19 protein-coding genes are annotated in these 26,831 nt (G+C 37.9%); 1 reads left to right on the top strand and 18 read right to left on the bottom strand.

The genetic code is table 11. The features are described from left to right. Positions 1-7: 7 nt before the first annotated feature. Together BM157_RS10940 and BM157_RS10945 are read right to left on the bottom strand one after the other, a co-directional pair. Positions 8-1,450: a PEGA domain-containing protein gene (locus tag BM157_RS10940; protein ID WP_090141149.1), complete on the bottom strand. Its 1,443-nt coding sequence runs from the start codon at positions 1,448-1,450 to the stop codon at positions 8-10. A gap of 48 nt (positions 1,451-1,498) precedes the next feature. Next, a complete protein-coding gene (locus BM157_RS10945) occupies positions 1,499-2,548 on the bottom strand; it encodes a protein kinase family protein (protein ID WP_022502362.1) in 1,050 nt (349 codons plus the stop codon). A 208-nt stretch (positions 2,549-2,756) separates the two neighbouring features. On the opposite strand from BM157_RS10945, the gene BM157_RS10950 reads away from it, so the two are divergent. Next, on the top strand, positions 2,757-4,013 hold the full coding sequence (locus tag BM157_RS10950; protein WP_090141151.1) for a CCA tRNA nucleotidyltransferase: 1,257 nt from the start codon (positions 2,757-2,759) through the stop codon (positions 4,011-4,013). Between the two features lie 219 nt (positions 4,014-4,232). On the opposite strand, the gene BM157_RS10955 is transcribed toward BM157_RS10950, so the two are convergent. The 16 genes from BM157_RS10955 to BM157_RS11030 all read right to left on the bottom strand — a co-directional run bounded on the left by BM157_RS10955 (position 4,233) and on the right by BM157_RS11030 (position 26,683). Then, on the bottom strand, positions 4,233-6,221 hold the full coding sequence (locus BM157_RS10955; protein WP_055306907.1) for an oleate hydratase: 1,989 nt from the start codon (positions 6,219-6,221) through the stop codon (positions 4,233-4,235). A 34-nt stretch (positions 6,222-6,255) separates the two neighbouring features. Next, on the bottom strand, positions 6,256-7,653 hold the full coding sequence (locus BM157_RS10960; protein ID WP_022502359.1) for a radical SAM protein: 1,398 nt from the start codon (positions 7,651-7,653) through the stop codon (positions 6,256-6,258). Between the two features lie 114 nt (positions 7,654-7,767). Beyond that, entirely contained in the window at positions 7,768-8,316 is a 549-nt protein-coding gene (locus tag BM157_RS10965) for an HdeD family acid-resistance protein (RefSeq protein ID WP_022502358.1), read from the bottom strand. A gap of 154 nt (positions 8,317-8,470) precedes the next feature. Continuing rightward, positions 8,471-9,034: a TetR-like C-terminal domain-containing protein gene (locus tag BM157_RS10970; protein WP_022502357.1), complete on the bottom strand. Its 564-nt coding sequence runs from the start codon at positions 9,032-9,034 to the stop codon at positions 8,471-8,473. 267 nt (positions 9,035-9,301) lie between these two features. After that, positions 9,302-12,187: a pyruvate, phosphate dikinase gene (ppdK, locus tag BM157_RS10975; RefSeq protein ID WP_090141153.1), complete on the bottom strand. Its 2,886-nt coding sequence runs from the start codon at positions 12,185-12,187 to the stop codon at positions 9,302-9,304. Positions 12,188-12,520: 333 nt separating this feature from the next. After that, positions 12,521-13,648: a YibE/F family protein gene (locus BM157_RS10980; RefSeq protein WP_090141155.1), complete on the bottom strand. Its 1,128-nt coding sequence runs from the start codon at positions 13,646-13,648 to the stop codon at positions 12,521-12,523. Between the two features lie 12 nt (positions 13,649-13,660). Then, on the bottom strand, positions 13,661-15,850 hold the full coding sequence (locus tag BM157_RS10985; protein ID WP_090141157.1) for a purple acid phosphatase family protein: 2,190 nt from the start codon (positions 15,848-15,850) through the stop codon (positions 13,661-13,663). 409 nt (positions 15,851-16,259) lie between these two features. Continuing rightward, on the bottom strand, positions 16,260-17,699 hold the full coding sequence (gene proS, locus BM157_RS10990) for a proline--tRNA ligase (RefSeq protein ID WP_022502355.1): 1,440 nt from the start codon (positions 17,697-17,699) through the stop codon (positions 16,260-16,262). A 198-nt stretch (positions 17,700-17,897) separates the two neighbouring features. Continuing rightward, positions 17,898-18,998 (bottom strand): AI-2E family transporter, encoded by a 1,101-nt coding sequence (locus BM157_RS10995; RefSeq protein WP_318255947.1) that lies wholly within the window; start codon positions 18,996-18,998, stop codon positions 17,898-17,900. A gap of 134 nt (positions 18,999-19,132) precedes the next feature. Continuing rightward, complete coding sequence (locus BM157_RS11000; RefSeq protein WP_055176849.1) at positions 19,133-19,792, bottom strand: RluA family pseudouridine synthase; 660 nt, start codon at positions 19,790-19,792, stop codon at positions 19,133-19,135. Between the two features lie 20 nt (positions 19,793-19,812). Continuing rightward, positions 19,813-20,202: a hypothetical protein gene (locus BM157_RS11005; protein WP_090141161.1), complete on the bottom strand. Its 390-nt coding sequence runs from the start codon at positions 20,200-20,202 to the stop codon at positions 19,813-19,815. Positions 20,203-20,308: 106 nt separating this feature from the next. After that, positions 20,309-20,998, bottom strand: a complete 690-nt coding sequence (locus BM157_RS11010; protein WP_022502351.1) for a response regulator transcription factor — start codon at positions 20,996-20,998, stop codon at positions 20,309-20,311. Between the two features lie 29 nt (positions 20,999-21,027). Then, a complete protein-coding gene (locus tag BM157_RS11015; RefSeq protein ID WP_055306910.1) occupies positions 21,028-22,536 on the bottom strand; it encodes a HAMP domain-containing sensor histidine kinase in 1,509 nt (502 codons plus the stop codon). A gap of 268 nt (positions 22,537-22,804) precedes the next feature. Further along, positions 22,805-24,097, bottom strand: coding sequence for a UDP-N-acetylglucosamine 1-carboxyvinyltransferase (locus BM157_RS11020; RefSeq protein ID WP_022502349.1), 1,293 nt, complete (start codon positions 24,095-24,097; stop codon positions 22,805-22,807). A 261-nt stretch (positions 24,098-24,358) separates the two neighbouring features. Next, positions 24,359-25,888 carry a peptidoglycan DD-metalloendopeptidase family protein gene (locus tag BM157_RS11025; RefSeq protein ID WP_090141163.1) on the bottom strand — a complete coding sequence of 510 codons (1,530 nt, stop codon included), beginning with the start codon at positions 25,886-25,888 and terminating at the stop codon, positions 24,359-24,361. A 234-nt stretch (positions 25,889-26,122) separates the two neighbouring features. After that, the gene (locus tag BM157_RS11030) at positions 26,123-26,683 is read right to left on the bottom strand and encodes a flavin reductase family protein (protein ID WP_022502347.1); all 561 of its coding nucleotides are present in this window, start codon (positions 26,681-26,683) and stop codon (positions 26,123-26,125) included. Positions 26,684-26,831 lie beyond the last annotated feature (148 nt).

Below are 26,831 nucleotides of genomic sequence, written 5' to 3' on the forward strand. Positions count from 1 at the left end.
GCATAATCTAATTAGAAGATGTGGCTGTAGGCGTTGTTACCGTTGGCGTCTGTACAGTCGCAGTCTCACTTGTCTTTGTCATATCCGGAAACGCATATGTCATATCACCTGCTGTATTAGGTATTGATATAGTATAGCTTACTGTATTATACCCAGATTGTGACAATGTTATAGTCTTGTTGCCACTTGATTTGCTAAATGAGCAGGGAACAACACCTATGTATACACTATCTACATACAAAGCCGCTCCTGATGGTGCTGTTATATTAACACTATAACCATTAGTAAGGCTCGCTGATGTCGTCTTTGCTGTTGTTGACGAGCTTGTACTTGTCATATCAATAACCTTAGTCTTGTAATCTGAATTAACCGTAAATGTCTCTGTATAAGTTTCATAATGGTTAGCCTGTAATGTAAGTGTATGAGAACCATATGTTAATGACACAGGCTTTGAGTAATCAACTTCACTTCCATCTATTGCCATAATTGCATTCTCTGGTGTAACTGAGAAGTTGATTGCACCCTTTTTAGCTGAAAGCTGCTTATATTCTGAGAAATCAAGCGTTGAAGTCGCATCTTTCTTAATAGTTACTTTCTTGGTTGCTGTCATATCTGCACTCTGAAGCTCAACATCATAAGTACCAACTCCGACAGTAAGCATCATATCCTGTGTAACACCATACAAAAGACTGCTTCCTAATGTCACATAACCACCTACAAATGCATCTATTCCTGTCAGTTCCAGATATCCGTGCCCATTATCAACCGATATTGAGTACAGCTTATCATCAATTCCTCTTAACGTAAGTTCATCTTCCTTTACAATCTGTGCAATGCTTATAAGATTACCTCCAGAGGTTACTACCGTATAATCCCTGTAATTAAGCGTAGTCTGTCCAATCACCACACTCTTAGAGCTTTCATCAAGCTCTATATCCGTAACTGATGTCCTGCTCCACGCATTCTTTGAACCATATATCTTGGTTGCCTTGCCATATTTGTTGCAGTATACATCATATATCTCTCCGGGCTGTATCAATGTCGCCGCCTTAAGCTTTCCATAAGCATCCTGTATATCAGTACCACCTGTATACATTACTGAATATTCCGTTCCAGTTTCAACATCAATAAAATGTATATTCTTAAGCGTGGTATCTATTGACGATACTATCCCCACTAGTGTTGCATTGTCACTGTTCCTGGCTATGTCTGTTACATTGCCCTTTTTCTTCGCTGGTGTAATTGAACTGCCCGGTACAATCGCTCCGTTACTTCCCGATGTTCCACAACCTGTCTGGCATATTATCATAATGGCAGTCATTATAATAACTGCCATTCTCTTTACAACCGAATATGGCTTAACTATGTTAAACAGATGTGTCCTGCTTCTTGTAATACCACTTTCGTTCTTTGTTCTATTAGCTTTATTATATATAAATGTATGTTTCATTCCCTGTATCCTGATTATAATCGTTTATTGGCTATACCTATGGGAATTTTACCACACACAGCATATTTTATCAATTAATTCTCTTCTTCTTTCATTCTGCTCAATAACCTTCCTTAGTTTATCTACATTTTTATCTGGAATCCACGATTTATTACTATTAATATACTGGTTAATTATCTTCCAGAATTTCTCCGGATATGACAAAAGTGTCATAAGAAGTTCAAGCTCATTATCATCAAGAGGACATATTCTGTCATATTCATCAAGAAGCCTGTAGAACACACTATTTTCCCAGTTATACTTCTCCATAACTTTTCTTATGAACTGGTACAAATCACTAATCTGGCACTCATTCTTATATCTGTCAAAATTAACAACATAAGTATCCTTTCCACCGATAAGCACATTATGGTAAGTATAGCTTCCATGCGAAATCTCTCCATTAACCGCCGCATCTAGAAGCCTCTCATCAAATCTTTCGTCCATAAGCCTCTCGCTTGCATTGCACGCCTCCTCATAATAGTCACCGATATGCTTAAATGCCAGCTGCTCAAATGTCTGTCTGCCTTTTTTCTGCTTAAGATAATTGTATGCTTTCTTTAATTCCCTTGTGTGCTTCACATATGTCTTTCTTAGTGCTGTTTCCTTCCTGTTCTGGCATGCCTTAAGCTCTGCCTGTGCATACTCCTTGTACTCTGTCTCACCACATGGATTAATCTTAAGCTCGCTTCCAGCCTCCCTTAACGCCATATGAAGATACGCCATCATACTCACCGCTCTGCACATATCCCCCATATCCTTTACATCACTTTCCTTCGCATCAAACCAGTCTTTTAAAATATATCTTCTGCCGTCCTCATCCTGCGACACAAGCTGTCCCTCATTATTTCTTACATATGTATCTGTATTGCCAAATCCCGCTGATTTTAATATCTGTGTAATATTATTCTCCCTCTCATAATACTTGTCAGGCTTCTCACACTGGGTAAAAAGCTTATACCCCTGTCCAGTTGCAATAATAATACCGCCCCTGCCTCTTATCATACGGTTAATGCTGATATTATATTGTTCTAACACCTTTTCTGATTTCTCATTCACGAATATACCCTCCAATCCAACTAGGCCTACTTATCATATGCATGTGTTCAATAAAAAATGCTTTGCCATTCAGTGACAAACATAGTTTTTTTTGTTAAAATTATGGGCAGTAATAATGCGAACTATTGCAAATTTTATATAGCCAAATAACAGATTTAAAGATTTAAAAATGAAATCAAAATAATAATTTAAAGATTGGTAATTAAGTATGGATTATAGTAATTTTAAAATTGATATGCCTAATGACGTTGAATTTATAATCAACACAATTAAAAGCCACGGCCATCAGGCTTATGCTGTAGGTGGCTGTGTCCGCGATTCTATTATGGGACTCACTCCTAATGACTGGGATATAACAACCTCTGCACTCCCTTCCGATATCAAAGAATATTTCAACAAGACAATTGATACCGGAATTGAACACGGCACAGTAACAGTTATGTTGCACAATGTTGGATATGAGGTTACAACCTACAGAATTGACGGCGAGTACAAAGACGGCAGACACCCATCTTCTGTTGAATTCTCCGACAGGCTGACAGACGATTTATGCAGACGTGATTTTACAATAAATGCTATGGCTTACAATAATATAACTGGGCTTGTCGATGAATATGGCGGAATAGACGATATTAATAACCGCATAATAAAATGCGTTGGCAACCCAATTGAGCGTTTTACAGAAGATGCTTTAAGAATGATGAGAGCCATAAGATTTTCTGCACAGCTTGGCTTTACCATTGAACCGGATACATTTAAGGCTATTGAAAAGCTTAACCGCAATATAGATAAAGTCAGTATGGAACGTGTATGCGTAGAACTTAAGAAGACTCTTTTATCAGATAACCCTGATTATTGCAGTCTTTATGCAACAACAGGTCTTTTTAATAATATTCTGCCTGTAATAGCAGATAATCTTACCGGCAGATATGCCAAGAAGCTGCTTCTTACCTGCAAATATACTGATAATGAGCTTCCACTTAGATTAGCCGCAATTCTTTTTGTATGCTCACCTGATGAGGCAAGAACAGCTTTAAGAAATCTTAGAATGGATAACAAGACTATTGATACTGTTGTAAAGATATTAACATACACCCCGCTTCACATTGATGAAACTGAACCTGCTGTAAGGGAAGCACTTCATCAGTGTGGACGTGACATTTTTATGTTAGTAATAAGATTACAGCGTGCTTCTATTAAAGCAAGTGAAGAGATTACATTTATAAGTAACCCTGCCAAGTATAACCATCTGAATAAATTACAGCGTATGGCAGATGATATACTTGAAAGAGGTGACTGCTTTACAATAAAAGACCTTGATATAACAGGAGTTGACCTTATCGAATATGGTCTTAAGGGTGCAGAAATCGGCAATACACTTAATACACTGCTTGATATTGTAATTGAGAACCCTAAGCTTAATGATAAGGCTACTTTAATTGCACTTCTTGATAATTTAAAGTAGTCATATGTGCACCAATCACAGGTGCTTTCCTAATACATAAAAAGGCTCAGCCCTAGCTGCTGGAATTATCCATCAGCTTGAGGCTGAGCTTTTTATATGACAAATATTTTTGATATTCTGTATATAGCACAACAGTTTCCTGCACTATTTTAAAATGCTGCATTTTTAAACACTATGTTATCTTAAAACATCGTATTTATCAGACAACTATCGCTTATATTAATACTTCATATAATCCTTAATAACATTATGGTCTTTAAGAACCTTTTCAATTACAGTTCCCTTTATCCTTCTAAGTAGTGGTTTCTTAATGTTATCAAGCACGCCAGGAAGTTCTATTTCAAGAGGTGACTTGCCGTCCATAAGCTTAACTGAAGCATCTAAGAGATCTCTTACATCATATACGCTTCCCCATACTTCTGGAACGCCCCTGTCTACGCCAAGAAGTCCGTATACAGCCTCCATAGCTGTTCTTACTGAATATTCTGTTGTGAATATAGTATCTCTTGGTGTCTCAGCAAACTGTCCAAGGAATGCAAAGTTCACACAGCCATCTGGTATAACGTCTGGTCTGTCACCTTTTCTTCTTGGCATAAAGAATGCTGTGATATAAGGCATCATCGTAGGTGTTGTATTGCAGTGGTTCTTAGCAAGTTCATCTATTTCATCTACTGGTATTCCAATATGGTATAACCACTCTGCTGTAATCTCTTGACCAGTACACTCTTTCATAGGCTTCTTGACATAATCACCAGCTACATCTGTAAATAAGCTGTATACCCATACGCATACTTCATCTTTCTTCTGTTCCTTGAACTGTCCCTGTCTGTTAATTGTCCAGCTAAGAAGCCAGCTTGAATCCTTACAGCTTACGATACCGCCTGTAACAACATTTCCTGTTCTAGGGTCTCTTTTACATATCTTCTTAATATGATCGATAATCTTTTCATCACTTGTTGTAACTGTAGCTGACTCCCAGTTAGACTTAGATACATTGCCACAGAACTTTTCTGGGTGTCCAAATGATGGATCCTGCTTTGCAATATTCTTCCAAAGACTCCAGCAGCCGCTTGTTCTTACCTCTGCATCTCCTACAGGTGCGTGAGTATGGTCACCATAGATTGTACTCTCTGTACAGCTTCCGTTAGTTACAAACACAAGGTCATTCTCTGTAAGCTCAATTGTTTCTTCCTTACCCTTGACATTGCACTCTATTGTCCTGGCAATCTTCTTGCCATCCTTGAACTCAAATATAACATTTTCCACCCTTGTATTGAACTGGAACTTAACACCTGCTGCCTCAAGATACTTCTGCATAGGCAGGATAAGTGATTCATACTGGTTATACTTAGTGAATTTGAGTGCTGAGAAATCTGGAAGTCCGCCTATATGATGAATAAATCTCTGGATATAAAGCTTCATCTCTAACGCACTGTGCCAGTTCTCAAATGCAAACATTGTTCTCCAGTAGAGCCAGAAATCCGAGTCAAACACTTCTTCATCAAAGAAATCCTCAATCTTCTTGTCATACAAATCTTCATCTTTAGTGAAGAACAATTTCATTATCTCCATACAGCCCTTCTGGCTTAAATTGAATTTGCCATCTGTATGTGCATCTTCACCCTGATTAACTGTTGCCCTGCAAAGTGAATAGTTAGGGTCGTGCTTATTAAGCCAATAATACTCATCAAGCACTGATGCACCCGGCTTCTCTAATGATGGAATACTTCTGAACAAATCCCAAAGGCACTCAAAATGATTCTCCATCTCTCTACCGCCACGCATTACATACCCTCTTGTTGGATCATTAATGCCATCGCACGCACCACCAGCTATATCCATAGCTTCAAGAATGTGAATATGGCTTCCCTTCATCTGTCCATCTCTTACAAGGAAACAAGCTGCTGCAAGTGAGGCAAGTCCGCTACCTACAATATATGCTGACTTAGCATCAACGCCCTCTGGCTTTTCTGGTCTTGCAAATGCTTCATAATTACCATTTGAGTAATATATACCCTTGCTGTTCTTATCATATTTACCACGCTCAGTATTTCTGTACTGCTCGTATTCTTTCTTCTGTATTTCTTTTATCTCTTTCTTCTCTGTACCGTTCTTATTCTTTGCATTAATAGCCGCAACTCCTGCTCCTACTGCAAGGAGTGCTGCTCCCGCCTTTAATGTCCTGCTTCCGATTGACTTCTTACTCATAAGCTTCTCCTTTCACATATCTGCTGACCTGCAATCAACAATGTCCATAATTCTCATAGCTACTCTTCTTTACAGGAGTTTCACTCCATATCTTATCAGCATATGGCTTCCACGCATTGGCATATGGAACACATTTGCTGCAAAGATGCTCTGCTGTCTCTGGCGACTGTAAATCTGTTGATTTAGCACCTGTTTCCTTGACCATTTTCTGTAAAATCTCAGGATTTTCAAGCATAGGACAAGGTCTTAAATGATTCTTATTAAATGGCTGGTTCTTTCTATACGCCATAAATAATGGCTGGTTAAGTATCTCAAGTAATGTATTAGTTCTTATATTCGCACCTGAATAATGAATAAATACACAAGGCTCTGCATCACCATTTGCATTAATGTGGAAATAGTTTCTTCCGCCTGCTATACAGCCACCAACGAACTCACCATCATTCTGGAAATCAAATGTAAATAAGCCCTGTCCTGTTGTAAGACTTCTTATCTGTCTTATGCGGTCTTTCATATATATTCTCTGCTCTGGTGTTGGAAGCAATTCAACTGAAGCATCATTTCCAACTGGCATATAATGGAAATACATTGCATAACGGCAGCCCTTATCTACCATAAGCTGTATGAATTCATCACTTGTTACTGTTTCTGTATTCTTAGATGTGTAGCATATTGAAGTACCGAATACAAGACCATTTTTCTTTAAAAGATCCATTGCATTCATAACCTTGCCATATACGCCATCGCCACGTCTTAAGTCATTGACTGCTTCAAATCCCTCAAGACTTATTGCAAGATAAAGATTGCCTACTCTTTTCATCTCCTGACAAAATGCTTCATCAACAAGTGTTCCATTAGTAAATGAAAGAAATGCACAGTCATTATGCTTCTCACATAACTTTATTATGTCGCTCTTTCTTACAAGTGGTTCACCGCCTGTAAACATATAAAGATATATTCCTAACTCCTTGCCCTGTGTTACAACACTGTCCATTTCGTCAAATGTAAGATTAAGCCTGTTGCCATATTCTGCCGCCCAGCAGCCTGTACAATGAAGGTTGCAGGCACTTGTAGGATCCATAAGAATGAGCCAAGGAACATTACAGTTATACTTTTCTCTCATCTTTCTTATTGTCTTAGTTCCATTTAAGAATGCCTCAAATCCAAGATTAAGCACCATAGTCTTTAATACGCCAGGGTCTATCTCATCTAATGCCTTATTAATATACTTATTAAGTGCACTGTCCTTATCTTTGATTTTCTTTCTCACGCTGTCAAAATCAACATCAAGCTTCTCACCATCCATATATTTTTCCATAAAATCGACAAGCTTTAATATCTCTTTTTCTCTATCTTTATCAAGATTTTTAATAACAACATCTGCTGCTTTTCCTACGGCTACTCTTCCTGCTTTATGTGTAATTGTTCCCATTTTTTTCAACTCCTGTCGCTTTTAATTTCTTCTTTATTGTATAAACTCTTATGATCTGTATTAATTATTTATTAATATTCCAATTGTTAACTACTGCGTTAATTATCTATATAATCACTGCCTTAATGCTTTGTCTGTCTTAACCGTATCTATCACGATAACAAGATTAAGAATTCCATCCATACACAGATTAAGCCCTATAAGCCTTACCATAAGCCTTGTTGTCTCACCCGGCATTAATATAAGCAATATGCCAATCGCAGCTACAATAACTGCCAGTATAAGCATCAGCCACCAGCGGCTTATTCCAAATCTTTTGGAATCTATAGATGTCTGTATTTTAAATGTCGCATCTACAAGCATTACAATTCCTATACAGGTTGATAACAACTGCACCACTCTTGCTGTCCTGCACACAAATACAATTCCCACAATTGCAATAACTATACCAAGTGCCAGATCGAACTGGAATGCAAGCTGGTAAGCATCTTTTGCAAAATATCCCATAATCTTGACTGCGCCGTATATTATCATATATATCCCGAATATTATACACACAACATCTAACGCAATTCCCGGTGCTATAAGAAGTACAGCCCCAACAAGAATAAGACATATTGTAAGAATACTGTACATATTCTTAAAGTTCTTTATGCCATTCATAATGCTGCCTCCTTTCTTAAATATCTTTGTGAATTCTTTAACTTAAAGTTAGGATAACTCATTTTCATATCAATTAATACAGACAGATTGAGGGAAGTGTACCTAAATTCGTACACTTCCCTCAATCTGTCTGAAAATGAAATTTTTATAAATGTTAGTTACTATTTGCTTTAGCTTTTGAAATCATAACTGGAAGTGTTGCATCTATTGACTCAGAAATTCTTGCTATAAAATGCTCAAAATCAGCCTGCATACCACTTTCTATCCATTTATATGTACTTCCGATTATCGCATAGCCATAAAAATACGACATGAATTCCAGATCCTTTTCTGAGATATTCTCGCCCTCACTCTTAGCCGCAATATAACTTCTTACTACCTCAGCGGTCATCTTTTCAAGATAATTGGTAATAATATCGCGGTTCCTGGAATTATAGACGTGTATCACAACGTCCTTATACTCCACAAGTATCGCCGCAGCCCTGCTGTACTCCTCATAAAATGAACCATTACTTCCAGCTTCTCTTAAATTCTTCTCAATCTCTTCCATAAATATGTTATTGAGAACATCGTATATATCCTTAAAATAATAATAAAATGTGTTTCTGTTAATTTCACACTCATCACATATATCTTTAACCGTAACTTTATCAACTGATTTCTGCTTTAGTAATTTTAAAAGGCTTAACATTATAGCTCTTTTTGTAAATTTAGCCATAGTAATATCTATCCTCACATTCTAAATATATATTCAGCTTATATGTTCTATAATATAACACAGGTTTGGCTTTTCGCCTACCTTAAAAATCCAACTTTAATTTAATTTTTATACCATATTATTATTTCAAATATAAATTCAGCCATATCTTTTAAAATGTAAAGAGCTAACCATTATATGCCACAAAGCTATGCCTGCATATTAATGATTAGCTCTTTTACTATTATGATAACACAATCACACCAATACCTGTGTAAATAATCCGACCTAGTTATCTTTATTCTTATTCTCTTTATAAGCCTTCTTCGCTTCTGCTATTCCTGCTTTAAGTCCAGCCACCCCTGCAAATGCTACCTCTTTACCGGCCTTGGCGGCTTCCTTACCCACCTTGACAGCCTCTTTAGCTACTTCCCTGCCTACCTTGGCGGCTTCGTTAGCAGCTTTCTTAGCTTTCTCCTTAAGCTCATCTGTATCTATGCCTTCCTTAGCCGCGGCATTAGTGTCACCTTCGCTGTCATTCTGCAATTCGCTGGCAATTGCTGCCTGTGCTGCTGCAAGTCTTGCAATAGGCACTCTGAATGGTGAACAGCTTACATAATCAAGTCCTGCCTTATGACAGAATTCTATGCTTGATGGATCTCCACCGTGCTCTCCGCATATTCCGCACTTAAGTGCTGGTCTTGTCTTTCTTCCGTTGGCAACTGCCATTTTAACAAGCTGTCCTACACCATTCTGGTCTAATCTTGCAAATGGATCTGACTCATATATCTTGCTCTTATAATATGAGTCAAGGAACTTTCCTGCATCATCTCTTGAAAATCCAAAAGTCATCTGTGTAAGATCATTAGTACCAAATGAGAAGAACTCTGCTTCTTCTGCAATCTCATCAGCAAGAAGTGCCGCTCTTGGAATTTCTATCATTGTACCAATCTTATACTTGATATCTGAATTCTTTTCTTTCTTAACAGCTTCCGCTTCTTCTATTACAACATCTTTAACGAACTTTAATTCTTTCTTCTCGCCCACAAGAGGTATCATTATCTCTGGTGTAATCTCATAGCCTTTTTCTTCTGAAACTTCAATCGCAGCTTCCATTACTGCTCTTGTCTGCATTCTTGCAATCTCTGGATATGTTACTGCAAGACGGCAGCCTCTATGTCCCATCATTGGATTGAACTCGTGAAGTGCCTCACATTTTGCTTTAACTTCTTCTACTGTAAGTCCCATATCATCTGCAAGTGCCTTAATATCTTCTTCCTCTGTTGGCACGAATTCGTGAAGAGGTGGATCAAGGTATCTTACAGTCATTGGCCTGCCTTCAAGTGCTTCATACATAGCCTTGAAATCTGCCTTCTGGAACTCACCAATTGGCTTTAATGCTTCTACTCTCTTCTCCACTGTATCAGAAAGAATCATTCTTCTGAACTTAGGAATTCTGTCTTCACCAAAGAACATATGCTCTGTACGGCAAAGTCCTATTCCCTCAGCACCAAGCCTTACAGCATTCTTAGTATCTGCTGGTGTATCTGCGTTAGTTCTTACACCAAGCTTTCTATATTCATCAGCCCAAGCCATAATTCTTCCAAAATTACCACTTACAGTAGCTTCCACTGTCTTAATATCGCCTTTGTATATCTTACCTGTTGAACCATCAAGTGATATATAATCCCCATCTGTAAATGTATATCCACCAAGTGTAAACTGCTTAGCTTCCTCGTCTATAGATATTGCTCCACAGCCTGAAACACAACAAGTACCCATACCTCTTGCAACTACAGCAGCGTGTGATGTCATACCTCCCCTTACTGTAAGTATGCCCTGTGAAGCGTGCATACCTTCTATATCCTCTGGAGATGTCTCAAGTCTTACAAGGATAACTCTTTCTCCCTTGCCGCCTTTTCCAAGTTCCTTGGCTTCTTCGGCTGTAAATACTACTTTACCTGCGGCAGCTCCAGGAGATGCTGGAAGTGCTTCTCCAATAACTTCCCCTGCCTTAAGTGCATCAGTATCAAACATTGGGTGTAATAACTGGTCTAAAGACTTAGCTTCTATTCTCATTACTGCTTCTTTAGGTGTTATCATTCCCTCATCTACAAGATCACACGCAATCTGGATAGCCGCCTGTGCAGTTCTCTTGCCGTTACGTGTCTGCAAGAAATACAATTTGCCTTCTTCTATAGTAAATTCCATATCCTGCATATCTTTGTAGTGGTTCTCAAGCTTCATTGCAAGTTCCATAAACTGTGAATAACACTCTGGAAGGTCTTTCTCAAGCTGTGTTATTGGCTGAGGTGTTCTGACACCAGCAACTACGTCCTCGCCCTGTGCATTGATAAGATATTCTCCGTATATTCCCTTAGCACCTGTAGATGGATTTCTTGTAAATGCTACACCAGTTCCTGATGTATCACCCTTATTACCAAATACCATAGTCTGTACATTAACCGCTGTTCCCCAGTCGCCCGGAATATCATTCATTCTTCTGTATACAATTGCCCTAGGGTTGTCCCATGAACGGAATACTGCCTTAACTGCTTCCATAAGCTGAACCTTAGGATCCTGTGGGAACTCTTCACCCTTCATAGCTTCCTTGTATACAGCCTTAAATCTTACAATAAGTTCTTTTAAATCATCTGCTGTAAGCTCTGTATCATATACAACACCCTTATCAGCCTTAACTTCATCTATAATCTTCTCAAAATATGACTTAGGAACTTCCATAACAACATCTGAGAACATCTGTATGAATCTTCTATATGAATCATACGCAAATCTTGGGTTACCTGTCTTAACCGCAAAGCCCTCAACTGCCACATCATTAAGTCCAAGATTAAGTATTGTATCCATCATACCCGGCATAGATGCCCTTGCACCTGATCTTACAGAAACTAAGAGAGGATCCTGTGTATCCCCGAACTTCTTTCCGTTATACTCCTCAAGCCAGCCAATAGCTTCAAATATCTGAGCTTGTATCTCATCTGTAATCTGCTTTCCGTGTCTGTAATATTCAGTGCAGGCCTCTGTTGTAACTGTGAAACCTTGTGGAATTGGCATACCAAGCCATGTCATCTCTGCAAGATTAGCTCCTTTTCCACCAAGTAATGGCCGCATTGAAGCGTTGCCTTCTGAAAATCTGTAAACCCATTTCGCCATAAGCTTCCCTCCATTATTCCTATAACGTATTTAGTTATTACGTCCGTTAATTTATTGTTAAAAGTATAACATACTTTTATTAATACATCAACGAGTTCTAAGCAATTCATATATTGTTTTAATTTTATGCTGTATTTATATTGTATTCAATTTATGGAATTATATTCCTGCCCTTATTACTTCCTATTCTTATTACTAATATTATCTTGCTTTATATTTAAAAAAAGAATGTGCAAAGCACATTCTCGCACCAAATATGGTCACTTACGACACACTACAGCTTCACACAAGTGTGCAGATTGGCACATAGTGCCTTTTATGTAACAGGGAATTCTATTGAAATTTCCTATTACATAAAAATGCAGTGATAGCTGCCACTGCCGGAACTGTCAGTATTACACCTATGCTTCCCGACACGCCCTGCATAATCTCTATTCCTATATTATAAGAATTAATAATCTGCCTGAATGGAAGGTTATACGCATAATTAATTACAAGCTCGCTAACTGCACTTCCGACAAATGCAAGTATAAGTGTATTAGACATAGTTCCCATCATATCACGTCCCACGTTCATTCCACTCTTAAACAATTCCACCGAACTAAGCTCTGGTGCTTTATCGTGTATCTCACTTATCGCCGATGATACCGACATAGCAACATCCATTACCGCACCTAACGATGCTATTAATATTCCTGAGAACAACAGGCCACCAATCTTAATATCTGTAAGCTGTCCCACATACGAAAGCGTTTCTATATTAGACACATTATATCCGTCAATATCCGCACATACGCCAAACAGCCACGCACTGACTCCCGCTAACAATACCCCAAGAACCGTACCTGCAATTGCACAAAATGTCTTTATAGTTGCACCGCTTATAAGATACATCGTCACAATTGTCGTTATTATTGTAATAATTACCGCCGCAGCAAATGGCGAAAAACCTCTATATATAAGAGGTATGTATATCTTGAATATTGCAACAAATGTAAACACCAGCCCGACAACCGATTTAACCCCATTCTTTCCACCAATAACACATATTAGAAGCAGAAATATTCCAACAAATACAGCTATCTGTATAATCCTGTCCTTTGAATAGACAGATACATTTTTAGACTCTCCTGACACGCTCATATGCACAACTACAGAATCCCCCTTATGGCACACTGCTCCAAAAAGATTACCCTCTGCACTCGTTGCATTGACTATCTCCCCCTTATACTCACCTGATGTAAGCTGAACCTTTAACATCTGGTATCCGACTCTTATTCCATCTGGTGAAAGATTATCTTCCACCACCTCAACAACCCGGGCACTTTCATAGGAATAACCAAGAGTTGTTACTATCTCCGCCTTATCTGTAACTTTAAGCCGGTCAGCAGCTATTATAAATGCTGCAAGACCGGCTATAATTACTATAATACGGATTAAGAATTTCTTTTTATCCGACATTATATATCTCCATTATTTAATATGTTTCTTTTTTCTGTCTGCTAATACAATTCCTGCAATTCCTATTAATGATATTCCTGCAGCTGTGTAATATACTGCCGGTCTGCTTATATCACCTGTCTTGACGGTTGTATTGGAATTATCAGAGCTCTCATTAACTGCTGTTACATCTGATGAGTTATCTGTTGTCTGAGTGCCTTCATTATCCATTGAAGAATCGGCCGTATTATCCGCATTATCATTACCAGAACCTGTTGTGTCTGATGTGTTGTTACCGTTATTATCTGATGAATTATTGCCATTGTTATCAGCCGCATTATCACCATTTTCTGTGCCGTTATTAACATTATCACTGCTGTTATCTGCTGTCTTTAATGCTTTAACTGCATCCTGAAGTGATGTAACTGCACTTGCAATATCCATTGTTGTGCTTTCCTCATTATCAAGAATTGCCTTAGCTGCCTCAATTGTATCTGAAAGAGCATTTACTGACTCTTCTGTAAAATTGCCTGCCGCCTTAGCTGTTTCCAAAGAAGCCTCTGCCTTGGCAACCTCACTGGTAAGTGCACTCTTATCAGCCTGCTTAACAATTGTATAAGCAGTTGCTACTCCACCATCTGCCACAAGTTCTTCATTAGTAGCCGCATCGTAAGTTCTTACTGTTAATGTTGTATCTGTTATATCAATTACTGAATATGTAGGTCTCCAGCTCTGACATCTTGCGGCAATATAATTCTGCTTAGTACCTATAAGCTGATAATACTTACTACCAGTTGCTGAGTTAGCCTCAAAATATACTGTTCCCTCAGGGTCTACAACCTTTGAACCATCTTTTTCCCCTGTTGAAAGCTGATAACATAAATTATCTGTAAGATAGGCATTAAATTCATCAGTCTTTGATGTTGATGGTGCTGCTGTGTATGAATTATGTGCCTTGCTGTCTGATGTGAGCTGGTAAGTTCTTGAATATGTATGGTCGTGTCCCTGAAGGACTGCATCAATATCATATTTATCAATTACAGGAGTAAGCTGTGTACGAAGAACTATACCATCTGAATCTGAGTGGTCATAACCTGAACCATATATATCCTGATGGAACATAAGAACTCTCCATTTGGCATCTGGATTATTCTCAGTCGCTTCTTTAATAACATTTTCGTGAGTTGTAACATTGTAATTGTTAGTATCTATGCTTATGAATAAAGTGTTGCCATATGTAAAGTAATAATCTGTTCCTGCCGCTGTCTTAGAAGCTGTATTATCACTGCTTGTCTGCTTATTAGGATAATTAAAATGGTTTGAATAATTAACAGACTTTGAATCGTGGTTACCGATTGTAACAGCAACCGGAAGGCTTCTTAATACTGTTGGATTAAGAAATCCTGCATATTCAATCTGCTGTTCTAACTTATCTGCATCCTTTGAAACCGATGACTGGTTAATCTGGTCACCTGCTGACATAATAAAGCTCAAATCAGGGAACTTGCTGACTGCATTATTAAGTGTGTGATACCAGTTATAAGAGTCATTCATCGCAAAATACTCTTTATTCTCGCCCTTAATCTGTCCAGTTGAAGCACCAATCTGTGGGTCGCCGACATACATTATTGAAAAGCTTTCTGTAGACTGTGTCTTATAACTATATGTATCTGACCAAGCACCGTTGACATAATACTGATATTGATATGAAGTATTTTCTGTGAGATCTGTAACAGTTACTTTACAAGGATATAATGTATAAGTTGTTCCATTATCAACTACTGTTTCAACATCTGTATCAACCGACTGCACGCCCTCATATGTCTTTATCTCTCTGCCTGTTGAATCCATAAGCTTAATCTTAGGTGTCTCGCCCTCAGTTGTTGAATACCACGCTGCATTAAGCTTTGTTGCATTTTCTCCCGGTGTAAGTGCAATCTGACAGAAGTTATTTCTTACTGATTCCCACTTTGTCTTCCACGCTGCCCATTCCTCGCTGTTAGCATATACATTTGACTTTACATTTCTTTCCTCTGTCACGCTTCCATCTTCTGCATAACAGGCATCATTGACAATTTGCTCCTCGTCCTTTGACTGTGCCGCAGCATTGTTCCACGCTGCTCTTGTTGAACTTCTTGCCCAGCTCTCAGTTGTTCCCATTGCAATACTTGCTACCATAATAGCTGTTAACGTTGCTGCCGCAACCTTCTTCATTCTTCTCATCGTTTCCTCCCGATATCAAGCTTTACATTTTATATTGCTGAAAATGTGCCATTATCCTGTACAATAATAATTGCCTCTATATTTTCAGCCTGGTCTTTATCAATCTGTCTGCCCTACGTATTTTGCAGATAACAGCTTAATTAAAGACTATATATAATATATGGGGAGTTTATAAAATCTGCTTGTATGCAATCGTAAATCCAGTGTTAATATTTATAAAATAAATGTAAAAAATACTGACAAGTCTGGTAACCAGCCGTATTTACGGATTGTCTGCCATTCTTATCAGTATTCTATATAATCTTATATATTAATGTCAGAGGCAAAAGGTACTCTGCCCTTGACTTATGCCCTCGGATTGCTCCCATTACTATGCAGTTCACTGATATGTCAGAATTGCTGCATTTAATTAGTATGCCTTACCCCAATAAACCATCTTCTTAGCTGGCTTGCCACAGCATACGCACACATCGCTTAACTGCTCCTGTGCAAATGGCATACATCTTGATGTACAAGTTGTCTCTTCTTTAATCTTATCTTCACAAGCCTGCTCACCGCACCACATAGCCTTGATAAAGCCTGGCTTATTAGCTGCTGTTTCCTTGAACTCATCATAGTTAACTGCTACATATGTATGTGCATCCCTATGTGCTCTTGCTCTCTCAAGCATATCTTTCTGGATAGTGTCAAGAATTTCCGGAAGCTTAACTGCAAGTTCATCAATTGCAACTGTAATCTTCTCTCTTGTATCACGGCGTACAACGATAGCCTGATTAGCTTCAATATCTCTTGGTCCCATCTCAACTCTTACTGGAATACCACGCATTTCCTGCTCTGAGAACTTCCAGCCTGGATTCTTATCAGAATCATCAACCTTAACTCTAAGACCTGCTGCCTTGATAGCATCTCTTACTTCGTATGCCTTATCAAGCACACCTTCCTTCTTCTGCATAATAGGAATAATATCAACCTGAACTGGTGCAACCTTAGGTGGAAGCACAAGTCCTGAATTATCTCCGTGTGTCATAATAACAGCACCGATAAGTCTTGTTGTTGTTCCCCATGATGTCTGATGAACATACTTAAGCTTGTTATCTTTATCTGTATACTGTATACCAAATGCCTTAGCAAATCCATCACCAAAGTTATGGCTTGTTCCTGACTGTAAAGCCTTTCCATCGTGCATAAGTGCTTCGATAGTATAAGTAGCTTCTGCACCAGCGAACTTCTCTTTATCTGTCTTGCGGCCCTTGATAACCGGGATAGCAAGAACTTCCTCACAGAAGTCAGCATAAAGATTAAGCATCTGCTGTGTACGTGCTTCTGCATCTTCTGCTGTTGCGTGTGCTGTATGTCCTTCCTGCCATAAGAATTCTCTTGAACGAAGGAATGGTCTTGTCTCTTTCTCCCATCTTACAACTGAACACCACTGGTTATATACCTTTGGTAAATCTCTGTAAGACTGTATCTCATCCTTGTAGAAATCACAGAAAAGTGTCTCGGATGTTGGTCTTACACACATTCTCTCCTGAAGTGGATTAAGTCCTCCATAAGTAACCCAGGCTACCTCTGGTGCAAATCCTTCTACATGATCCTTTTCTTTCTCAAGAAGACTTTCTGGAATAAACATAGGAAGATATACATTCTCTACGCCTGTTTCCTTGAATCTTCTATCCATTTCATTCTTTATATTCTCCCAGATTGCATATCCAGCCGGCTTAAATATCATACATCCTTTAACGCTTGAATATGACATAAGCTCTGCCTTCTTACATACATCTGTGTACCACTGTGCAAAGTCTACATCCATGGAAGTAATCGCTTCTACTAACTTCTTATCCTCTGCCATAAATATACCTCATTTCCTGCGCTGTCTGCGCGTCCTGTTAAATGTGCCGCAAGCCTGTAATCTAAGCAGATAACCCACAATAAAAGATGCTACAGGTTATCCACATATTAAAGCTCACATAATCTGTAATAGTCTAACATTTTCAGCAGGGATTTTCAAGTAGAACACAGATATCCGTTATTTAAATATTTTATATGCCTACTCTATCCTCATTTCACACCTAAGTCTTATAACCAATGCCTTAATTATGACATAACTTACCGGTCCTGTTATAAACCCTGCCACACCATATACAAGCAGTCCAGTGAATATTATCACAAGCATTGTAAATGGTGATATTCCCAGTCTGTCGCCCATACTCTTGGACTCCATAATCTCACGCACAAAATACGTGATTATATATGCCATTAACAAAATTACCGCATATCTGTAATTTCTTATAAGAAAGCTTATTAATATCCATGGAATAAGCACAGTACCCGTTCCGAATACAGGAAGTGCATCAATTATCCCTATAATAATTCCCAGCACAATAGCGTATGGATTCTTAAGTATCGCAAATGCCAACATACATAACCCAGAGTTAATCAGCATAATTCTTAGCTGCACTTTGAAATAAATATTTATAAGCCTTCTTACTTCTTTCCATATCATACGGATTTCTTCATAGAATACTACTTGTCTTATATTATCCCTGAACTTCTGCAAATCAGACACAAGATATATAACTGCTATGAAGCATACAACAATTCCACCCACAATAATAACAATATTTTTTACAACTGGAGCAGATATCAATATTATCTTCTCAGGCATTATGCTCATAAGTTTATGTCCACACGCAATAAGTGACTCAAGACAACAGCCTCCTTCCAGTCCCAGAAATGCATCTGCATCAAAACACATTCTGGCTGTGAGCTGCTTTACCGCAATCAGGTTATAATCAAGGTTTCTTAACAGCCTGCTGAACTCATCTACACCCTTAAAAATTATAAAACTAAAAAGTGCCAGCAGTACAACAAATATCAATGATACAATAATCGTTGCAGCAATCCCCTGACACTTCTTTTTCTTAATTGTTATTCTTTTGTTCCATCCTAAAAGCTTATCTAGTCCTATGTATAGCTTATCTGACAGATATATTACCTTCTTCTCAAGTATAACTGCTATAAACACACCTATAACAAATGGCCATACATACACAATCAGATACTTAAAGCTTATATATACAGCCGCCACTATAACAGCTATTCCAAAAAGAAATTTTATTCTGGTCTTACCACTCTTTTCATCACGCAAAATATACAATCTCCTCCGTAATAATTCATCATCTATATATGAAATAATTCCACATTACCGACAAATTATACTTGAAAAAATTCTATATTGATTGCTTGTTTTCCTGAGCTGTCCAATCTCTGTTTTTAGTCTTTCTATTTTCCTCCTGAAAATTCAGGCTCAATTTCATACACCTTTCCATCAACTGTAAGGCTCTTAGCACATAATGCTATACAGCCCCTTTTAATATGGTACTCCTCTGCTTTCTTAACCGCTGGGTTTCCACCATATTTGCCATCGCCAACAACGGGCAGATTCCTTGATGATAACTGGACACGTATCTGATGATGTCGTCCTGTTATAAGATTAATCAAAAGGCGTGAAACATTTCTTTCCTCGTCATAGTCAATAAGGCTATACTCAAGCACAGCCTTTTTTGCTCCTGCCTGTTCCTTTGATACCACCTTTGATGTGTTATCTTTGCCATTTTTTAAAAGATAATCTGTAAATGTGCCTGTATCACTATGAGGTCTGCCACATACAAGTACCAGATACTGCTTGCATAAAGATTCCCTTTGCATAAGTGCTGAAAGCCTTGCCGCTTCTTTCTTGTTCTTTGCTATAAGCACAAGACCTGATACTGGTCTGTCAAGCCTGTTAATAATTGCCGCATAGGCTTCCTCACCCTTATTCTTTCTATATGTAAGCACTTCGCTTACCAGATCCATATCAAAGCCTCTGGCACTCTGCGAAAGCTGCCCTGCCGGTTTATTAACTATTATTTTATCTTTATCCTCATATATGACATTTAACATCTTAACTATTCTCTTTCCGTTTATTTACTTTTCATAAATAACAGTTTATTAGCCTGCATACATAATTCATCATATCCAGCCCTGAAATTCTCACTGTCAGCTTTCTCACTTATAATTCTATAGCCTTCAAATCTGATAAGATTTTTAAAATATTCCTCAACGTCAGCTGTTTCCTTTATAATGACTTTACTGAAAGCAAGACCTTCCTTGGAAACCTGTGAATCCGGTCTGAATACTATTTCACCTGACAGAATATTTTCCTGATCTCCAACAAGAATTGCCTTTGCATAATACTTATTACTATCAGTTGTTGCAAGACGTATCTTTCTTATAGGTGCTCTTGACTTATCATTCATTGCATTAGCAATATCAACTTCCTCAGCATCAAAATAATCTTTCTCAATAATCATATTCAACACTTCTTTCTATATTATGATATACTTATGTGATAATTTATGGTTAATACTCCTTACATAACGCAGGGAGTTATCCATCCTGACGGCTCCCATTAACTGATTATAACTTAAATCTGTAGCCAACACCCCATATTGTTTCAATATACTGTGGCTTGCTTGTATCAAGTTCAATCTTTTCTCTTATCTTCTTAATATGAACTGTAACTGTAGCTATATCACCGATAGAATCCATATCCCATATTTCCTTAAATAATTCTTCTTTAGTATATACATGATTAGGATGCTCAGCAAGGAATGTAAGAAGATCGAATTCCTTTGTTGTAAATATCTTCTCCTCACCATTAACAAATACTCTTCTTGCAGTCTTATCAATCTTGATACCACGTATTTCAATTATATCATTCTCTGGCTGCGAGCTGTTAATAAGTCTTTCATATCTTGAAAGGTGAGCCTTAACTCTTGCCACAAGTTCACTTGGACTAAATGGCTTAGTCATATAATCATCAGCACCTACACCAAGACCTCTTATCTTATCAATATCTTCTTTCTTGGCTGATACCATTATAATAGGTATATTCTTAGTCTCTCTTACCTTCTTGCATATCTCAAATCCGTCAATTCCCGGAAGCATAACATCAAGTATGCAGATGTCATATTCTCCGTCAAGTGCTTCTGCAAGTCCGCTTGTACCATCTTTGCATATTGTTACTTCAAATCCACTTAATTCAAGATAATCCTTTTCAATATCTGCAATTGCTTCCTCGTCTTCTACTATTAATACTTTGCTCATAATCTCATTCCTCATCTTTCTATAATCTGTTATTCTTTAGGCTGTGGGTTCTGCACATTATATTTGAGTAAATTCAAATGCATTGTAGTGCCTTCTCCTTCAACACTCTCTGCCCATATCTTTCCTTTGTGGTCCTCGACAATCTTCTTTACAATCGCAAGACCTATGCCGCTTCCTCCTTGTTTCGAGTTACGCGACTCATCAGTTCTATAGAACCTTTCAAATATATGCGAAACATCTTTTCCAGCTATTCCCTTGCCATTATCTGCAATGATGATGTGTACATAATCACTCTCATCATACAAATCTATATCTATCTTTCCCTTGCGCCCCTCAGCCATATACTTAACTGAGTTGCTGATAATATTATTGATAACTCTCTTTAACTGCTCTGGGTCAGCGGCAATTATGACCGGCTCTTTAATATGATTTCTGTAATTAAGCTCTATGCCTGCCGCATCAAGCTCTGTTCCTATCTCATCACAGCAGTCATCAAAATATTCTGACACATCAAATTTAACAAATGTATACAATACCCTGTTAGCATCAAGCCTTGAATATATAGTAAGCTCATCTATTAGCTTATCCATATCATTAACCTTATTAGCAATTGTCTTAACATACTTTGCCTGCTTCTCAGGTGTATCTGCAATTCCATCCCTTAAGCCCTCTACATATCCTTTGATTGCTGTAAGAGGTGTCTTTAGGTCGTGGGAAATGTTTCTTATAAGTTCCTTCTCTTCTTTATCCGACTGGAGCTTGTCCTCTGACGACTTCTTTAATATAAGACGCATTTCCTCAAAGTCCTTGCACACATCTCCAATCTCATTATCAGGTACTTTGGGCATCTCAAAATCAAAATTACCTTCTTTAATATTATCTGTCGCAAGCTTAAGCTTATTAACCGGCTTAATAATCGAACTATATATCCACAGATTAAGAATAAGGCTCGTAATTGCAAGAATAAGTATTATAACTACTATAAGCTCAACAATCATATGTCTTATCTGTGGAACACTCTGTTTAACAGAAGTTAGTATTGATACACTATATGTATTCCCGAAATCATCTGTAAAATCAACCTGCTTTATAAGGCTGTGATAGCTTCCACCTTTATATGTTGCAACATCTACAATATTACTTCCATCTATCTCATACTCTGGAAGTATATTAATAAGCTCTGTTGAACTTAACCCTGTCGAATTGTATATAACATTATTATTCTTTCTTACAACAAGCTTTGATAACTTTTCTTTTAATGTATCATTAAGCTCCTCTAGATATATTCTGTTATTAAACTTCTCTGGTTCGGTCTCTGCCTGTTCTCTTACCTGCTCATACACATCATCGGTTATGCTTCCAAACAACGTCATAGGCGAATAAAAATATAATAACACCGTATCACCTTCAACATTATATGTCTTGCATATGCTGTCTGACTGCATTTTGAAAATTCCTACGACAAACACACACAGCATAATAACCGGAAGTACTATCATTACACAGAATGAAATCTTTAACTTATCTCTTAATTTCATATATTCCTCTTGCTATAAATATGTATTCTCTCTAAATATCGTGTATAAAAAAGAATGTGCATCATCGGCACATAAAATATTATATATTAAATATCCAAATGTTATAACATCTTAACATTATTATTATAAATCGGACATCATTATATAAATATATTAATCACTTTATAATAATACCACAAATTAGCACACTATTATTATAACAAAGTATTAAAAATATAAAAATAAAATGAACTACAGATATCATAAAAATATCCGCAGTCCATTATTATCAGCCAATCTTTAATTTGAACTTCTGAAGTTCTCTTTCTGAATCCACTTTAGCAATAATTGCACCAAGTGCTGAGAGCTTACCTTCAAAATCCTCATAACCTCTCTGAATATATTCAATATCATCTATCTGTGAAATTCCGTCAGCCGCAAGTGCAGCAATAACAAGAGCCGCTCCGGCTCTTAAATCAGGTGCAGATAACTGAGCCGATGTGAACTTCTCCACACCTTCTATATATGCTGTATTACCTTCAACCTTTATCTTAGCACCCATTCTGTTAAGTTCATCAACATACTTGAATCTGTTCTCAAATATGCTTTCCGTAACCATACTAGAACCCTTGGCAAGCGCAAGTGCTACCGCTATCTGAGGCTGCATATCTGTAGGAAAACCAGGATACGGAAGCGTCTTTACATTAGTGCTTCCCACTTCACCCTCAGCTATAACTCTTATCCAGTCATCGCCCTCAACAAGCTTACAGCCCATCTCAAGAAGCTTTGCTGTTATTGACTCAAGATGCTTTGGAATTACATCTTTAATAACAATGTCTCCTCTTGTGGCTGCTGCTGCCATCATAAATGTACCAGCTTCAATCTGGTCAGGTATTATTGAATATGTGCAACCGTGAAGCCTGTTCACACCCTTAATTCTTATAACATCTGTTCCTGCACCTTTAATATTAGCACCCATAGCATTAAGAAAGTTCGCTACATCTACAATATGTGGCTCTTTTGCCGCATTCTCCAGAATTGTCTCTCCCTCAGCCATACACGATGCCATCATAAGATTAATTGTTGCTCCAACTGTTACAACATCAAAATAAATATGACCTCCAACCAGATTTTCTGCCTTCGCACTTACAACTCCGTGGTCAATATTTACCTTTGCTCCAAGAGCCTTAAAGCCCTTTAAATGCTGGTCTATTGGTCTGCTTCCTATATTACAGCCACCCGGAAGTGCCACATTGGACTCCTTATACTTTCCAAGAAGTGCCCCAAGTAAATAATAAGAAGCTCTTATCTTTCTGATATATTCGTATTCAACATTAAGATCGCTTATTGAACCCCCGTTAATCTGAACTGTGTTGTTATATATATATTTAACCTTTGCACCTATGCCCTCTATTGCCTGTAATAGCACTCTTGTGTCTCTTACATTAGGCACATTCTCTATTGTTACGGTCTCATCCGTCATAATTGCTGCTGCCAGAATACCAAGTGCGGCATTCTTTGCTCCACCTATGGACACCTCTCCACGAAGTGGCACTCCTCCCTTGACAACATACTGTTCCATAATTCGCACCTCTGTCACTACTTACTAATTCATAAAAAGTTACTAATCTCTAAATATCTTAACCATAATCTCATATTCTATACCGTTACAATTATGGTATTACTCTATCGTTATCCTTAAATATATTAAGGCATATGTTCAAATATTTCAATATCCTTATGATTATATCACACCATATCATTATGTCAATCTGTCTTATCCGCATTTTATTATGATTTAAAAAGGGTATGGAAAATATCCACACCCTTTGTACGTTTTATTCTAGTTCTTATTAACATAATTAAGAGGATTAACCCTTGTGCCATCAATCCATATTTCAAAATGCAGACGTGGACTTGTCACATCGCCTGTGCTTCCACTTAACGCTATCTGCTGACCCTGACTTACCTGCTCTCCAACACTGACAGTAAGTCTGCTGTTATTAGCATACCTTGTCAGGCTTCCATCTTCATGCTGTATATCAACACAGTAACCATATCCACCATACCAGCCTGCTCTTGTAACTTTACCAGCTCTTGCTGCAACAACTGTTATGCCTTCACTACACGTCCAGTCAACGCCGTAATTAACTGTATCTTCTCCAGTTCCATAACCCGAAACAAAAGTTCCTGCCACCGGCTTAATATAATCAGTCTGTGTAAGGGTTCCCACTGCAATCTTCCCAGGCTTTGACTCCTCTGTTATATTCTCTTTTACAATATCTCTTGCCACTTCCCTGCCATTAGCATATGTGACATTAGCAACCACCGTTCTTTTTCCTGACGTTCCCTCATCAAGAATTGTATTAGTCCCTCTTGAATTATTATTATCGTCAATATAACTCACTTCCGCCTTGTAGTCCTCATCATACGAGAGCTGCTTGGTTGTAAGCACTGTTATCTGCGTATCCGGTACTGTTACCACAATCTCATCGCCTGGTACAACAACCACATTTTGTGAAGCTATGTCATTAAGCTTAAGCAGATCATCCAAAGTCATCTGATAATCTTTGGCAATCTGTTCAAGAGTATCGCCTTCCTTTATTATATAAGATACCTGGGATTTATTCTCTCTTGTTAAAATGTCATAAGCTTCCTGTACAGACACTACATCTGCCTTATCCCCGCTTACTGCGTTAACAGATACATTTTCCGCAAAATCAATTCCCATAAGCTGGTCAGGCGATTTCTTGTTAGTTCCATTTTCCGAATTATTATCTTCAAAGAATGAAGCAACTATCTGTGTATCCTGAACTGACTCTTCCTCATTCTTATTGATAGCAATTGTGTACTGTTCATCAATCGATGTTCCAGCCTTTATGACAGGTTCAAACTCATCAGCTACATTGTATGGCTGTATAATCTTTCTGAATAACTCCTCAACTTCTTCTTTAGTAGCAAGAGTTACCATATTATCATCAACCCTTACAGTATAAGCAAGCTGTGTTTCAACATCAACGATACAGTCAAATAATGAACTGTATATTGCATTCTGTAACTGCTTGGTAGTCATACGTTTCGCTATCGCTCTTCTCTGCTTTGTTATCTTAACATCGCAGTCCATATATATATAATCTGCAAATTCTTTGCAGAGCTGTAATCTTGCATCAGCCAGTGCAACATTGACTTCGTCTTCTGTATTAGCAGCGCCAATATAATTACCCTGAATAGAAATACTGTAATATCCCACCTCATTATCAAACATCTGCTTTGATACAAATGGAATACCTATCACTATTACAAGGCATGCAATAAACATTGTCGCGATAAAGGTAGTTCTCATCTCCCTACCATATCTCGTTATGCGTGTCATACATTCCTCCAACAAATAGTATATTTAATGTCATTATTCGTATAATATAATGACGTAATATTTCTGTAACATTTTCGTAACAAATTTTATACTACCACGCATATGCTTATTTGTAAAGTCTTACACTTCTTATAAATAGTGAAATAATAATGAACTGTTCATTATTATGATGCCGGGGTCAAAAGCCCCAGACTTTGATACCTACAAATTGTTCCGTGCTACGCAATAAACCCTTTACTTCTTAACTGAGTATCCAAACTTGCCTATATTATCTCCCAGTGTGTAATACTGTCCGTGTGAATATGCTATAAGGTCAGCATCCTGAAGCCTTAATGCACCCTTGCTGTCAAGAAGCTTCTCATCTACATTTACAGCTACAACTTCCGCTATAAACATATCGTGGCTTCCAAGTTCTATAATATCCTTAACCTTACATTCAATATTAACAGGGCTTTCCTTTATTGCCGGTGCAGCTATCTTAACCGATTGCTGTGGTGTAAGGTGCATATCTGCGAATTTATCCGTATTTCTTCCAGATTTAACACCGCAGTAATCAGTTGCATAGCATAACTTTCTTGTTGTGAGATTGACCACAAATTCGCCTGAATCTTTTATAATATCATGGCTGTATCTTTCCTTTCTCACTGATATTGACACCATAGCAGGGTCAGAACATATTGTTCCTGCCCACGCAACAGTAATTATGTTAGGCTTCTCACCCTCTCTTCGACAGCTAACCATTACTGCTGGTACTGGGTATAACATATTGCCGGGTTTCCATGTCTGTTTGCTCATCTTTCAATTGTCCTTTCGTTTCTTCTGGTTGTTGGGTTCTTTTTTATTTTTCCTCTTGTTTTGCCAATTTACCCCGCCGTGCACGTCAAGGAAAGCTTTGCTTCCCTTGACTGTCGGGCGTTCGCCCTATTGGACAAAAAGTTAAAAA

This window comes from [Lactobacillus] rogosae, assembly GCA_900112995.1.
Lineage (GTDB): Bacteria > Bacillota > Clostridia > Lachnospirales > Lachnospiraceae > Lachnospira > Lachnospira rogosae.